A 13494-nucleotide genomic window follows, 5' to 3' on the forward strand; every position below is an offset into this window, starting at 1 on the left:
CTTGCAGATAACGCCGGCGCCGCTACGCTGCTGCGATGAAACCGCTCGTGTGGCTCCTGCTGTGTGCGCTGTGCCTGGCCTCGCCGCCCGTCCTGGCGCAGGCGCCGCAGCGCGTGAACCGCTGTACCAACGCGCAGGGCGAAACCGTCTTCACCGACCGCCGCTGCGATGCAGTGGGTGCTACGTCGCGCTTGCCCCCGCGCACCGCGAGCGTGGGCAACACCGGCATCTATCGCGCCGGCTGCGCGCGCCGGCTCAGCGAGTTGACCGGCCAGATCCGCGACGCGGTCAGCGCGCAGGACGTGAACCGGTTGTCCTCGATCTACCTGTGGAGCAACGTCTCCAACGCGACCGCGAACCACATCATCGGGCGGCTGGAATCGGTGGTGCAGCGCCCCCTGGTCGACATCGCCCCGGTCTACCCCGAAAGCGCGCCGGTGATGGTGGACCCGGCGCTTGCCGCTGCAGGTCCTGAATCGGCGCCTTCGCGCCCCCGCCCCATCGGCCTGCGCATCGAACAGACCCTGGGCAGCACCGCCACCCCGGCCCGGACCGTGTTCGGCCTGCGGCGTCAGTACGGCTGCTTCTGGATCACGCTGTAGCCGGCCACAGCGAGCGGATCGCCGCGATGCCCTGCGCGCCGTGGCGGCGCGCCTGCTCGATATCGCCGGGGGTCATCCCGCCCAGCGCGTACAGCGGCAGCGAGACCTGCTCGCGCAGCGCTTCGAACGCGTCCCAGCCCAGCGGCGCGATGCCGGGATGGCTGTCCGTCGCCTGCACGGGTCCCAGCACCGCAAAATCACAGCCCAGCCGCTGCGCCGCCTGCAGCTGCGCCAGATCGTGGCAGGAGGCCGCCACCAGCTGACCGGCCGGCAGCGGCCGCTCGCCCAGCGCCAGCAGCTGCTCACTGCCCAGATGCACCCCGACGCCCAGCCGCCCGGCCAGGTCGATATCCCGGTTCACCAGCCACTGCGTGCGCGGCCCATGCTGCTGGATCACGCGCTCGGCCAGCGCCACCCGCGCCGGACTGGATGGCGTGCGCAGCTGCACCCGGCGCACGCCACTCTCCAGCGCCTGCGCCAGGCGCCCCAGCCATGCCTGGTGGACACTGTCCTCCTCGCCCTCCAGCTCCGGGGTGATCAGATACCGATCCGGCTGGCGCAACGCCGCCACCACCGGCAGGTCCGCCGGCGGCATCGAGTACCGGTGCAGTTTGTCCGGGGCCACCCAGGTGATCGCCTGCCCTTCCCGCCCACGCGGCGAGCCCTTCCAGCCCTGGATCCGGCGCACCTCCAGGCGGAGCCGCTTGTCCGGGTAGATCTGCGGCACGTCCATGATCCACTCACCGACCTCCGCCTCGATCCCCAGCTCCTCGCGCAGTTCCCGCACCAGGGCCTGCTCGGAGGTCTCGCCGGGCTCCCGCTTGCCGCCCGGGAACTCCCACAGGCCGGCCATATCGCGGTTCTCGGTACGACGGTTGAGCAGGATGCGGCCGCGGGCATCGGTGATGACGCCGGCCACGACATGGATCGAACGAAGGGGAGATGACATACCCGGAGGATGCCCAAAGCGGCCCCGGTGACGCAATGCCCCTGCGGGTAGTTGTGGAGGCGCAGTGTGGATCGTCGTGGTGTCTCCGCTCGGGGTTGCCGCGAGCGTAAGGGCCCCAGCGCCGACCCAGCCACCGCCGCCCTGGAGCAGGTCGGACCGCGCTGCATGCCTGCCACACGGGTGTAAGAGGAACCAAAAAAAGCCCCGCACAAGGCGGGGCTTCTTCAGCACTTCCAAGCAGCCGATCAGTCGATCAGCCAATCAACCGATCAACCGATCAGCTCAGCTGACCATGGCAGTGCTTGTACTTCTTGCCGCTGCCGCACGGGCACGGATCGTTGCGGCCGACCTTCGGCTCGTCGCGGGTGACCTGCGGCACGCCGTTCTGGGCGGCCTCCACCTGCGCGGCCTCTTCGTCGGCACCGTAGCCGCCGGCGTCCTGGTGCTGGAACTGCGACTGCAGCAGGCGTGCTTCGGCCTGCTGACGCTCGGCCTGCTCCAGTGCCGCCACTTCCTCTTCGCTGCGGATGCGCACGCGCGCCAGCAACGTCACCACTTCGCGCTTCACGTTCTCCAGCATTTCCGAGAACAGCTCGAAGGCTTCCTTCTTGTACTCCTGCTTCGGCTGCTTCTGCGCATAACCGCGCAGGTAGATGCCCTGGCGCAGGTAATCCATGCGCGCCAGGTGCTCCTTCCAGCTCTGGTCCAGCACGGTCAGCATCACGTGCTTCTCCAGCGCGCGCATGGTCTCGTCGCCCACGCCGGCTTCCTTCGCGGCGAAGTGCTCGTCCACCTTGGCCTGCACCTTCTCGGCGATGCCTTCGGCGTCCAGTTCCTCGTGCGCCTTGACCAGCTCGGTCAGCGACATGTCGATGCCGAAGTCCGAGGCCAGCGTCGCTTCCAGACCCTGCAGGTCCCACTGCTCATCGATCGAGTTCGGCGGCACGAAGCGCGCCACCACATCGAAGATCACGTCGCCGCGGATGCCATCGACGTTCTCCTTCACCGACTCCGCATCCAGCAGTTCGTCGCGCTGGCTGTAGATCACCTTGCGCTGATCGTTGTTGACGTCGTCGAAGTCCAGCAGGTTCTTGCGGATGTCGAAGTTGTGCGCTTCGACCTTGCGCTGCGCCTTCTCGATCTGGCGGCTGACCAGACGATCCTCGATGACGTCGTCTTCCTTCATGCCCATCATGCGCATCGCCTTCTGGACCCAGTCCGAGGCGAAGATGCGCATCAGGTTGTCTTCCAGCGACAGGTAGAAACGGGACGAACCCGGATCGCCCTGGCGGCCCGAACGGCCACGCAGCTGGTTGTCGATACGGCGCGATTCGTGGCGCTCGGTACCGACGATGTGCAGGCCACCGGCCGCCTTGACCGCGTCATGGCGCTTCTGCCACTCGGCCTTGACCTGGGCGCGCTGCTCGTCGGTGGCGTCTTCGCCCAGCTCATGCAGCTGCGCTTCCAGCGAACCACCGAGCACGATATCGGTACCACGGCCGGCCATGTTGGTGGCGATGGTCACCGCGCCCGGCATGCCGGCGTTGGCGATGATGGTCGCTTCGCGGTCATGCTGCTTGGCGTTGAGCACTTCGTGGTGCACACCGGCCTTGGTCAGGTGCTCGGACAGCATCTCCGAGGTTTCGATCGAGGTGGTACCCACCAGCACCGGCTGGCCGCGCTCGTTGCAGGCCTGGATATCGGCCAGCACGGCATTGAACTTGCCGTTTCGGTTGAGGAACACCTGGTCCGAACCGTCCTTGCGGATGGTCGGGCGGTTGGTCGGGATCACCACCACTTCCAGGTTGTAGATGCTCTGGAATTCGTAGGCTTCCGTATCGGCCGTACCGGTCATGCCGGACAGCTTCTTGTACATGCGGAACAGGTTCTGGAAGGTGATGCTCGCCAGGGTCTGGTTCTCGCGCTGGACCGGCACGCCTTCCTTCGCTTCCACCGCCTGGTGCAGGCCATCGGACCAGCGGCGGCCGGCCAGGGTACGGCCGGTGAATTCATCGACGATCACCACTTCGCCATCGCGCACGATGTAATCCACGTCGCGCTGGTAGATAGCATGCGCGCGCAGGGCGGCATTGAGGTGATGCACCACGGTCAGGTTCTGCGCGGCGTACAGGCCTTCGGTTTCGGCATTGAGGATGCCGGCTTCGACCAGCAGCGCCTCGGCATGCTCCATGCCCGCTTCGGACAGATGGACCTGCTTGCCCTTCTCGTCCACCCAGAAATCGCCCTCGCCTTCCTCGGCATCCTGCTTGATCAGGTGCGGGACGACGCGGTTGACGCGGATGTACAGCTCCGGGGAGTCATCGGCCGGGCCGGAGATGATCAGCGGGGTACGGGCTTCATCGATCAGGATGGAGTCGACTTCGTCGACGATGGCGTAGTGCAGGCCGCGCTGGTAGCGGTCCGCACGGGACAGCGCCATGTTGTCGCGCAGGTAATCGAAGCCGAATTCGTTGTTGGTGCCGTAGGTGATGTCGCTGGCGTACGCCTCGCGCTTGTCGCCGTGCGGCATGCCCGGGTAGACCACGCCCACGCTCAGGCCCAGCCAGTTGTAGAGCTTGCCCATCTGCGCCGAGTCACGGCGGGCCAGGTAGTCGTTCACGGTGACCACGTGGACGCCCTTGCCTTCCAGCGCGTTGAGGTAGACCGGCAGCGTGGCGACCAGGGTCTTGCCTTCACCGGTGCGCATTTCGGCGATCTTGCCCAGGTGCAGGACCATGCCGCCGATCAGCTGGACGTCGTAATGGCGCATGCCGAGCACGCGGCGGCTGGCTTCTCGGCAGACCGCGAACGCTTCGGGCAGCACCTTGTCCAGGGCTTCACCGTCAGCGATGCGCTGCTTGAACTCCGGGGTCTTGGCCTTGAGCTGCTCGTCGGAGAGCTTTTCGATTTCCGGCTCCAACGCATTGACCTTGGCGACGATGCGGTTGAGCTGGCGCAGCTGTCGTTCATTACGACTGCCGAAGACGCGGGTAAGCAGGCTGTTGATCATTGAAGGAACCGGTTGGAATGAGACGCCCCAACGGCGGCGCTCTCCCCGGGGGATGCGCACGCCGCAAACGAAACAGGGCGCACCGCGCCCTGTCTATGGCAACACCCATTGTAGCTTGGGACGGGGGTCCGGCGTTTCAAGCACCCCCGTTCAAGTTCGTTACCGTGATCAGCCCCGCGAAACGCGGCCGACCGGGGTGTTGCCGCCATCACCGAGGAACTTGCGCGGATTGACCACCTGGCCGCGTTCCCAGACCTCGAAGTGCACGTGGGCACCGGTGGAACGGCCCGTGGAACCGGCCTTGGCCACTTCCTGGCCGGCCCGGACCAGATCGCCCGGCTTCACCACCAGGCGCGAATTGTGCGCATAGCGGGTCACATAGCCGTTGCCATGGTCCACATCGACCACGTTGCCGTAACCGCCCTTCACGCCGGCGAAGCTGACCACGCCATCGGCCACCGACATCACCGGGTCACCAACCTTGGCGTGGAAATCCATGCCCTTGTGGGTGGCCGCACCGCGACCGAACGGATCGCTGCGGGTACCGAAGTTGGAGGTGATGTAGGTGTTGCGGATCGGCATGCGCGAGGGCACGGCATTCTGTTCGAGCTGGTGGTCGAACATCAGCGATTCCATCACCGACAGCTGGCGGCCTGAAGCAGCAAAGCGCTGCTCCAGCACCTGTAAGTCGGCGTTGACCGCGCTGACCGGGATGTCCTGGGTCGGGCCGGGCTCGCCTTCACCGAGGCCGGGGGTCTCGTTGAAGTCGAATTCGCCGTCTTCCAGCTTGCCCATCTGGGTGAGTCGTTCGCCCAGGGCGTTGAGACGGGTGGCCTGCGCCTGCAGCTCGCCCATCCGCGCTGCCAGCGCGTTGACCTGGGTCTGAGCGTCCTTCTGAGCCTGCGCCAGTTCGCGTTCCTGCTGTGCGACCTTGGCGTGGAGCCGGGAATCGTTGAACATGCTGCCACCGATACCGGCACCGAAGCCGATCAGGCAGCCCACCCCCAGCACACTGCCCAGCAGGGCACGGGGGGAATCTTCGAAGTAGAAACGCAAACGCGCCAGCGGCGTCTTGGCCTGTCCTTCACGCGTTTTGATTACGATCTTTTTGAATGCCATCAGTGAGTTTTCATGTCTGAGCCGAAATCCAGTGCCCGTTCCCCATCCACGCCGAAGCCGGCGCTGGATGCGGTCATGGCGGACAAAGCCGGTAACCCGCTGCGTCGTGCCTTGTGGCTCGACGCGCTGGACCGTCAATTGCGCCCCCATTTGCCGCCTGCACTGGCCACCCGTTGCCGGCTGGCGAATGTAAACGGCGAGCACCTCGTTTTTCTCGTCGAATCTCCCGTGTGGCACGCCAAGGTCCGGCTTGCCGAAGCACAGTTGATCGACGCGGCCCGGTCCATCGGGCTGAAGGTCACCAAGGTGACCGTCAAAACAGCGTCCGCCCCTCCCCCACGCTCCCCAGCGATCGACAACAGGAATGGCCCCCACGCTGTTTCAGCCGCCACGCACAAAGGGCTACGCGACGCGTTGGCTTGTCTGCGCGACGTGGATTCCTCCAAGTCGTGAAGCCATCGGGGCATCCCGCCCCTTCCCGGCCGCGTCACGATCACGTGAACTTTGGCTGGGAGCCGGTCTGCACTGTAGCGGCGTCGGTGCCGCCAGTCGTTAGTGTTTTATTAAATTAACGTTAAATTCGGCACAAACCTTGATGAGGTTCACAAATCTGTGCGCTGTGCACCCCTACGGTTCATTGACGTCAAGATCACGCGGTGTTGAGCCCGTCCTGACCCCCTGAAACAGAAACGGCGCCTTGGGCGCCGTTCTATTTTCTTTCAGATCAATGGGTTGGCCAGCACTTGGCTCAGGCGTAGGCCGGCAGACCATAGACGACGGGGGCCTCGACCGCAGGCGACTCGTAGCTGACCCACTCCCACGCGCTGGCATCGGCCAGCAGGGCGCGTACCAGCTTGTTGTTGAGCGCATGGCCGGACTTGAAGCCCTCGTAAGCGCCGAGCACCTGGCCACCGGCCAGGTACAGATCGCCGATCGCGTCGAGGATCTTGTGGCGCACGAACTCGTCGGCGTAGCGCAGGCCGTCGTCGTTGAGCACGCGGAACTCGTCGAGCACGATGGCGTTGTCCATCGAACCGCCCAGGCCCAGGTTGCGCTCGCGCATGTATTCCAGATCCCGCATGAAGCCGAAGGTCCGGGCGCGGGAGATTTCCTTGGTGTAGGCCAGGGTCGAGAACTCGATTTCCGCGCGCGACTGCTTGGCCGGGATCATCGGGTGGTTGAACTGGATGGTGAAGCCGAGCTTGTAGCCTTCGTACGGCTCGAAGCGGGCGACCTTGTCGCCATCGGTGACTTCCACCGTCTTGAGAATGCGGATGAAGCGTTTCGGCGCGTCCTGTTCGGCGATGCCCGCCGACTGCAGCAGGAACACGAACGGGCCGGAGGAACCGTCCATGATCGGCAGCTCGGCCGAGGACAGCTCCACGATGATGTTGTCCACACCCAGGCCGGCCAGGGCCGACATCAGGTGTTCGACGGTCTGGATCTTGGCCTCGTGGTAGGTCAGGCCGGTGCAAAGCGTGACTTCGGTGACCAGGTCCGCACGCGCGGGCACTTCCACCACCGGGTCCATATCGACGCGGCGGAACACGATGCCATGGTTGACCGGGGCCGGGCGCAGGGTCATGTAGACCTTGTCACCGCTGTGAAGGCCGACGCCGGTGGCGCGGATCGTGTTCTTGAGGGTGCGTTGCGGGATCATCGGGGGGCAGGACCAGAAAGCGCGCGGTCAGCGCGGCTGTGACAAACAAGAATAACACGCACTACCGCTGTCCCTTCCGTGAACCGTGGTGCGTCGACAGCACTGCCCGGACGTGCGCGATGCACGAAGGCGGTCAGACTGCCGGGCCGATCCTGGCCCGGCAGCATGGGACATGGAGGTGCTTACCGGGGAGGACAAGGCCCCGGCCAGCGTTACTCAGTCCGCCTGGCGGCGCAGGAACGCCGGGATGTCCAGGTAATCGTTGGGCAGTTCAGCGGCGGCCGGACCCGAAGCGCTCGGAGCCGACGGTGCCACGGTGTCGGCGCTGGGACGACGCAGGCCCATGCCCATGCCCATCCCGCCGACGGCCTTGGAGACCGCATCGCCGCCGTTGTCGAATTCGCCGAACTCCGGCTGGCCGGTGGTGGCGTTGCGGACCAGCTTGATCGGTGCGCGCTCGCCCGGACGCTGGGTCTTGGCGGTGACGGCACGATTCAGGCCGGTGGCGACCACGGTCACGCGGACTTCGTCCTGCATGTCCGGGTCCAGCACGGTACCCACGACCACGGTGGCATCTTCGGAGGCGAAGCCATCGATGGTGCGGCCGATCTCGTCGAACTCGGCCATCGTGAAGTCGGCGCCGGCGGTGATGTTGACCAGGATGCCGTTGGCACCGGCCAGGTTCACATCGTCCAGCAGCGGGTTCTGGATGGCGGCTTCAGCCGCGGCCTGGGCGCGGTCATCGCCACGCGCGGTGCCGGTACCCATCATCGCCAGGCCCATTTCGGACATGACGGTGCGCACGTCGGCGAAGTCGACGTTGATCAGGCCCGGACGCACGATCAGATCGGCGATGCCCTGCACGGCGCCCTGCAGCACGTCGTTGGCGGCACGGAAGGCCTGGATCATGGTGGCGTTGCGGCCCAGCACGGTGATCAGCTTTTCGTTCGGGATCGTGATCAGCGAATCGCAATGCTGGCTCAGCTCTTCGATGCCCTTCAGCGCGACCTGCATGCGGCGACGGCCTTCGAACGGGAACGGCTTGGTGACCACGGCGACGGTCAGGATGCCCATCTCCTTGGCCAGCTGCGCCACGACCGGGGCTGCACCGGTGCCGGTGCCGCCGCCCATGCCGGCGGTGATGAACACCATGTCCGCACCCTGCAGGGCATCCATGATGCGCTCACGGTCTTCCAGCGCGGCCTGGCGGCCGACTTCCGGGTTCGCGCCTGCGCCCAGGCCCTTGGTGACGTTGGTACCCAGCTGCAGCTGCAGCTTGGCACCGCAATTCTTGATGGCCTGCGAATCGGTGTTGGCGGTGATGAATTCCACGCCGTCCACACTGGTGCTGACCATGTGCGCCACGGCGTTACCGCCGCCGCCGCCCACGCCGATCACCTTGATCACCGCATTGGGTGCCATCTTTTCAATCAGTTCGAAATGCGCCATGTCCGTGTCCTCGTGTTGCCGTTTACGCGGGACGGGGGCTTCGGAGAATCCTTCTCCTGTCCTCCCCACCGTCGTGCCGGCGAGTTGTAGTTGGTATGCCGGGCTGGATAGAGCCAACCGCGACGGTGTTGCCTGCTTCAATGGTCGGCCAGGTGGCCGGGTAATGCGCTTGCTGTGTACGTCGTGATGCGGGGTGTTGCGGCGTTGCGTGGACGGTGTGTGGATTTTTCGGGAACTGCTTATCGCTTATTGCATGTGTACTGCGTGTTGCGGGCCGCGATCAGAACTCGCCGCGGAACCAGGTTTTGAGCTTCTTGAACATGCTGCCGGCGCGGCCGGTCGGCAGCGACGGGCGACGCGGGTGTTCGATCTGGCTGCCCATCAGCAGCAGGCCCACGCCGGTGGCATGCACCGGGTTGCCCACTACTTCGCCCAGGCCGGTGACGTGCTGCGGGATGCCCACGCGTACCGGCATCTGCAGCATTTCCTCGGCCAGTTCGACCACGCCTTCCATCTTCGAAGCGCCGCCGGTGAGCACCATGCCGGCGCGCACCAGTTCCTCGAAACCGGAGCGGCGCAGTTCGGCCTGCACCATCTCGAAGATCTCTTCGTAGCGGCCCTGCACCGCCTGGGCGAGTGCATGGCGCGGCATCCGGCGCGGCGGACGATCACCGACGCTGGGCACCTGGATGCTTTCCTCGGCGGTGGCCAGCTGGGCCAGGGCGCAGGCGTAGCGCACCTTGATCTGCTCGGCTTCCGGGGTCGGCGTGCGCAGCATGTGCGCGATGTCGTTGGTGACGTGGTCGCCGGCGATCGGCAGCGAGGCGGTGTGGCAGATCGCGCCCTGCACGAACACGGCCAGGTCGGTGGTACCCGCGCCCATGTCGACCAGCACCACGCCCAGCTCGCGCTCGTCGGCGGTCAGCACGGCCACGCTGGAGGCCAGCGAGGACAGCACCAGGTCATCGACCTGCAGGCCGCAGCGCTGCACGCACTTGGAGATGTTGGCGGCGGCCGACTGTGCGCACACCACCAGGTGGGCGTGCACTTCCAGGCGCACGCCGGTCATGCCGACCGGGTTGCGGATGCCTTCCTGCGAATCATCCAGCACGTACTCGCGCGGGATCGCATGCAGGATCTTCTGATCGGCCGGGATGGCCACCGCCTTGGCTGCGTCCAGCACGCGGTCCAGGTCGCCCCAGGTCACTTCGCCGTCGCGGATCGGCACGATGCCGGGCGAGTTCTTGCACTGCACGTGGTTGCCGGAGATCGAAGCGTACACCGAGCGGATCTCGCAGCCGGCCATCAGCTCGGCCTCTTCGACCGCACGCTGGATGGACTGCACGGTCGATTCGATATCCACCACCACGCCGCGCTTGAGACCGCGCGATTCGTGCGAGCCGATGCCGATGACCTCGATCGGATTGCCCGGCGAATACTCGCCGACCAGCGCCACCACCTTGGAGGTGCCGATATCCAGACCGACGATCAGTGATTTGTCACCCTTGCGATTCATGTCCTGTCCTGCGTCCTGTGCGCCACATTGGCCGGCGCGGCCGGTGCGGCCGGCGTCGCCGGAGCCGGGGTACCCCAGCTCAGTGTGAAACCATTGGTATATCGGAGGTCGGCGCGCTCGATCGGCGCCGCCTGGTTGGCCAGCTGCGGCAGCACGCGCACGAAGCGCTGCAGGCGCGAGCGGGCATCGTCGCGGCCCACGACCACTTCGGTGCCGTTGCTCAGCACCAGCGACCAGCTGCCGCGTGCGTCCATGGTGACCCGCTTGACGTCCACCCCGGCCGGCGCGAACAGCGCGCGCGCATCGTTGTAGAGCGCCACCACTTCTTCGGTCTGGCTGTCCGGACCATCCAGGTCGGGCAGTTCCAGGTCCTGCAGTTTCTTGGGCGTGGCGAACAGCTTGCCCTGCTCGGAGAGCAGGCGGTCATGGCCCCAGCGCGCGAACGGCTTGTGCTCGACCAGGGTGATTTCCAGCACGTCGGGCCACTGCTTGCGGACCTGCGCGCTTTCCACCCACGGCAGCGTTTCGATGGCGTCCTGCGCATCCTGCAGCTTGACCGCGAAGAAGCCGGACTTCGCATACGGCAGCACCACCTGCTGCAGCTGCTCGGCCGGCACCCGCTTGAACTCACCGTGCACACGCAGCTTGGCCAACGGCCACCGCTCGGCACCGACCCAGCCGTTGAGCACCGCCACCACGGGCAGTGCCACGACCGACAGGGCCAGCAACCAGACGAAGATGCGCAGCACCGCGTTCATGCGTGGCGGTTCTCCTGCGCTGCGTGACCCGGCAGGGTCTGTTCCAGTACGCGCCAGACCAGCTCTTCAAAGCCGATCCCGGCCTGGCTGGCCGCCTTGGGCACCAGCGAATGGCTGGTCATGCCCGGCGCGGTGTTCACTTCCAGCAGGTAGAAGCGGCCCGTGCTGCGGTCGCGCATCACGTCCACCCGGCCCCAGCCGCGGCAACTGGCAGCGCGGAACGCGGCCAGTGCAAGGCGGCGGATCTCGATCTCGTCCTCACCTTCCAGCCCCGGGCACAGGTACTGGGTGTCCTCGGCGATGTACTTGGCGTTGTAGTCGTACCACTGGCCCTTGGGCACGATGCGGATCGACGGCAGCGCCTGGTCGCCCAGGATCGCCACGGTCAACTCGTCGCCGACCACCATCTGCTCCATCAGCAGCTGGCCGTCATAGCGCACCGCCAGTGCGACCGCCTCATCCAGGCCGGCCTCTTCCACCACGCGGCTGATGCCGACGCTGGAGCCTTCGTTGGCCGGCTTGACCACCACGGGCAGGCCGAGCTCGGCCGCGGCGGCATGGACATCGGAGGCCTGGTCCAGCGCGATGAAGCGCGGGGTCGGCAGGCCGTGCGAGATCCACACCTGCTTGGTGCGGATCTTGTCCATGCTCAGCGCCGAGCCGAGCACGTCCGAGCCGGTGTACGGCACCCCGAAGGCCTCCATCAGGCCCTGCACGATGCCGTCCTCACCACCGCCGTTGTGGCCGTGGAGGATGTTGAAGACGCGGTCGAAACGCTTCTCGACCAGCGCCAGCGCCAGGGCCGGGATGCCATCGACGGCGATCGCATCGACGCCGCGCGCGCGCAGCGCTTCGATCACGTTGCGGCCCGAATCCAGCGAGACGTTGCGCTCGCTGGAGGTGCCACCCAGCAGCACGGCGACGCGGCCGAACATGGCCGGATCGGTGAGGCGCAGGGGCGGGAAGGTCAGCGCGTTCATGCCGCCGGGGCCTCCTGGAAGCCTTCGCCGGCGATCTGCTGGGCGATGTAGCCGATGTCGCCTGCGCCCATCATCAGCAGCAGGTCACCGTCCTGCAGGACGTCGGGCAGCACGTGCGCCAGTTCGGCGGCGTTGCCGACCACGACCGGCTCGCTGCGGCCACGCGCGCGGATGGCGCGCGCCAGCGAACGCGAATCGGCCCCCGGGATCGGCGCCTCGCCGGCCGGATAGACCTCGCTCAGCACCAGTGCGTCCACTTCGGAGAGGACCGCCGCGAAGGCGTCGAACTGATCGCGGGTACGGCTGTAACGGTGTGGCTGGAACGCCACGACCAGGCGCTGGCTCGGCCAGCCGCCGCGGGCGGCGGCGAACACGGCGGCCAGTTCGCGCGGGTGGTGACCGTAATCATCGATCACACGCACCTTGGCACCGGTGTGCGTGGTGACGATGCCCAGATCGTTGAAGCGGCGGCCGATGCCGGCAAAGCTTTCCAGCGCGCGTGCGATCGCCTCCGGCGCCACGCCCAGCTGCCAGCCCACGGCCGCGGCGGCCAGGGCGTTGAGTACGTTGTGTGCGCCCGGCAGGGCCAGCGTCACCGGGTGGCTGCTGCCTTCGGGCAGGCGCAGGGTGAAGCGCATGCGCGGGCCATCCTGGACCACATCCTCGGCGCGCACGTCGGCGTTGCTGCTCATGCCATAGCTCATGACATGGCGCGGCGTCTGCGCGGCCAGCGCGGCCACTTCCGGATCATCGATGCACAGCACCGCCAGGCCGTAGAACGGCAGGCGCTGCAGGAACTCGGCGAACGCAGCCTGGACCCGGGCGAAATCGTTGCCGTAGTTTTCCAGGTGGTCCGAATCGATGTTGGTGATCACCGAGACCAGCGGGTTCAGGCGCAGGAAGCTGCCATCGCTTTCATCGGCTTCGGCCACCAGCCACTGGCCACTGCCGAGCTTGGCGTTGGCACCGGCAGCGAGCAGCTGGCCGCCGATCACGAAGGTCGGGTCCAGCCCGCCTTCGCTCAGCACCGCGGCGGTCAGGCTGGTGGTGGTGGTCTTGCCGTGCGTGCCGGCCACCGCGATGCCGCGGCGGAAGCGCATCAGTTCGGCCAGCATCGCCGCGCGCGGCATGATCGGAATGCGCTGGCTGCGCGCTTCCATCAGCTCGGGGTTGTCATCGCGGATCGCGCTGGAGACCACCACGCAGTCGGTGCCGAGCACGTTGGCAGCCGAATGGCCACGCATCACGCGCGCACCCAGGCCGGCCAGGCGACGGGTCGCGGCGTTGTCGGCGTTGTCCGAACCGGACACTTCATAGCCCAGCGTCAGCATCACTTCGGCGATGCCGCTCATGCCGGTGCCGCCGATGCCGACGAAGTGCACGCGCGGGAACGCACGTACCAGGTCGTTGGTGTCGTGGAGGCGGCGGATCATGCGCGGCCTCGCGCCAGG

11 protein-coding genes are annotated in these 13494 nt (G+C 66.6%); 2 read left to right on the plus strand and 9 right to left on the minus strand.

Going from position 1 to position 13494, the window contains the following annotated elements:
• Positions 1-35: 35 nt before the first annotated feature.
• Positions 36-602 (plus strand): hypothetical protein, encoded by a 567-nt coding sequence (locus tag PV764_RS10315; protein ID WP_421116558.1) that lies wholly within the window; start codon positions 36-38, stop codon positions 600-602.
• On the opposite strand, the gene PV764_RS10320 is transcribed toward PV764_RS10315, so the two are convergent.
• From PV764_RS10320 to PV764_RS10330, 3 genes are all read right to left on the minus strand, one after another.
• On the minus strand, positions 592-1551 hold the full coding sequence (locus tag PV764_RS10320; protein WP_019182477.1) for a Nudix family hydrolase: 960 nt from the start codon (positions 1549-1551) through the stop codon (positions 592-594). The genes PV764_RS10315 and PV764_RS10320 overlap by 11 nt on opposite strands.
• 277 nt (positions 1552-1828) lie before the next feature.
• Complete coding sequence (secA, locus tag PV764_RS10325) at positions 1829-4561, minus strand: preprotein translocase subunit SecA (protein ID WP_019182478.1); 2733 nt, start codon at positions 4559-4561, stop codon at positions 1829-1831.
• 168 nt (positions 4562-4729) lie between these two features.
• Positions 4730-5680 carry a M23 family metallopeptidase gene (locus tag PV764_RS10330; RefSeq protein WP_019182479.1) on the minus strand — a complete coding sequence of 317 codons (951 nt, stop codon included), beginning with the start codon at positions 5678-5680 and terminating at the stop codon, positions 4730-4732.
• Positions 5681-5692: 12 nt separating this feature from the next.
• Between PV764_RS10330 and PV764_RS10335 the strand changes: the two genes are divergently transcribed.
• Positions 5693-6133 (plus strand): DUF721 domain-containing protein, encoded by a 441-nt coding sequence (locus tag PV764_RS10335; RefSeq protein WP_026069663.1) that lies wholly within the window; start codon positions 5693-5695, stop codon positions 6131-6133.
• A gap of 295 nt (positions 6134-6428) precedes the next feature.
• Here PV764_RS10335 and lpxC read toward each other — a convergent pair whose 3' ends face one another.
• From lpxC to murC, 6 genes are all read right to left on the minus strand, one after another.
• The gene (lpxC, locus tag PV764_RS10340) at positions 6429-7340 is read right to left on the minus strand and encodes a UDP-3-O-acyl-N-acetylglucosamine deacetylase (RefSeq protein ID WP_019182481.1); all 912 of its coding nucleotides are present in this window, start codon (positions 7338-7340) and stop codon (positions 6429-6431) included.
• A 216-nt stretch (positions 7341-7556) separates the two neighbouring features.
• Complete coding sequence (ftsZ, locus tag PV764_RS10345; protein WP_019182482.1) at positions 7557-8789, minus strand: cell division protein FtsZ; 1233 nt, start codon at positions 8787-8789, stop codon at positions 7557-7559.
• Positions 8790-9069: 280 nt separating this feature from the next.
• Complete coding sequence (gene ftsA / locus PV764_RS10350) at positions 9070-10305, minus strand: cell division protein FtsA (RefSeq protein ID WP_017355446.1); 1236 nt, start codon at positions 10303-10305, stop codon at positions 9070-9072.
• Positions 10302-11063: a cell division protein FtsQ/DivIB gene (locus PV764_RS10355; protein WP_019182483.1), complete on the minus strand. Its 762-nt coding sequence runs from the start codon at positions 11061-11063 to the stop codon at positions 10302-10304. Before PV764_RS10355 ends, ftsA begins: the two co-directional genes overlap by 4 nt.
• Complete coding sequence (locus PV764_RS10360; protein ID WP_421116559.1) at positions 11060-12043, minus strand: D-alanine--D-alanine ligase; 984 nt, start codon at positions 12041-12043, stop codon at positions 11060-11062. The genes PV764_RS10355 and PV764_RS10360 overlap by 4 nt, the downstream gene beginning before the upstream one ends.
• Positions 12040-13476 (minus strand): UDP-N-acetylmuramate--L-alanine ligase, encoded by a 1437-nt coding sequence (gene murC / locus PV764_RS10365; protein ID WP_019182485.1) that lies wholly within the window; start codon positions 13474-13476, stop codon positions 12040-12042. The genes PV764_RS10360 and murC overlap by 4 nt, the downstream gene beginning before the upstream one ends.
• Positions 13477-13494: the final 18 nt, after the last annotated feature.

The organism is Stenotrophomonas sp. AS1 (assembly GCF_048957655.1).
GTDB lineage: Bacteria > Pseudomonadota > Gammaproteobacteria > Xanthomonadales > Xanthomonadaceae > Stenotrophomonas > Stenotrophomonas bentonitica_A.

Excerpts from the sequence above, each read along its gene's own strand:
- PV764_RS10315 (WP_421116558.1), top strand. The coding sequence starts at position 36 with ATGAAACCGCTCGTGTGGCTCCTGCTGTGTGCGCTGTGCCTGGCCTCG.
- PV764_RS10360 (WP_421116559.1), bottom strand. The coding sequence starts at position 12,043 with ATGAACGCGCTGACCTTCCCGCCCCTGCGCCTCACCGATCCGGCCATG.
- secA (WP_019182478.1), bottom strand. The coding sequence starts at position 4,561 with ATGATCAACAGCCTGCTTACCCGCGTCTTCGGCAGTCGTAATGAACGA.
- PV764_RS10335 (WP_026069663.1), top strand. The coding sequence starts at position 5,693 with ATGTCTGAGCCGAAATCCAGTGCCCGTTCCCCATCCACGCCGAAGCCG.
- PV764_RS10355 (WP_019182483.1), bottom strand. The coding sequence starts at position 11,063 with ATGAACGCGGTGCTGCGCATCTTCGTCTGGTTGCTGGCCCTGTCGGTC.
- murC (WP_019182485.1), bottom strand. The coding sequence starts at position 13,476 with ATGATCCGCCGCCTCCACGACACCAACGACCTGGTACGTGCGTTCCCG.
- ftsA (WP_017355446.1), bottom strand. The coding sequence starts at position 10,305 with ATGAATCGCAAGGGTGACAAATCACTGATCGTCGGTCTGGATATCGGC.
- PV764_RS10330 (WP_019182479.1), bottom strand. The coding sequence starts at position 5,680 with ATGGCATTCAAAAAGATCGTAATCAAAACGCGTGAAGGACAGGCCAAG.
- PV764_RS10320 (WP_019182477.1), bottom strand. The coding sequence starts at position 1,551 with ATGTCATCTCCCCTTCGTTCGATCCATGTCGTGGCCGGCGTCATCACC.
- ftsZ (WP_019182482.1), bottom strand. The coding sequence starts at position 8,789 with ATGGCGCATTTCGAACTGATTGAAAAGATGGCACCCAATGCGGTGATC.
- lpxC (WP_019182481.1), bottom strand. The coding sequence starts at position 7,340 with ATGATCCCGCAACGCACCCTCAAGAACACGATCCGCGCCACCGGCGTC.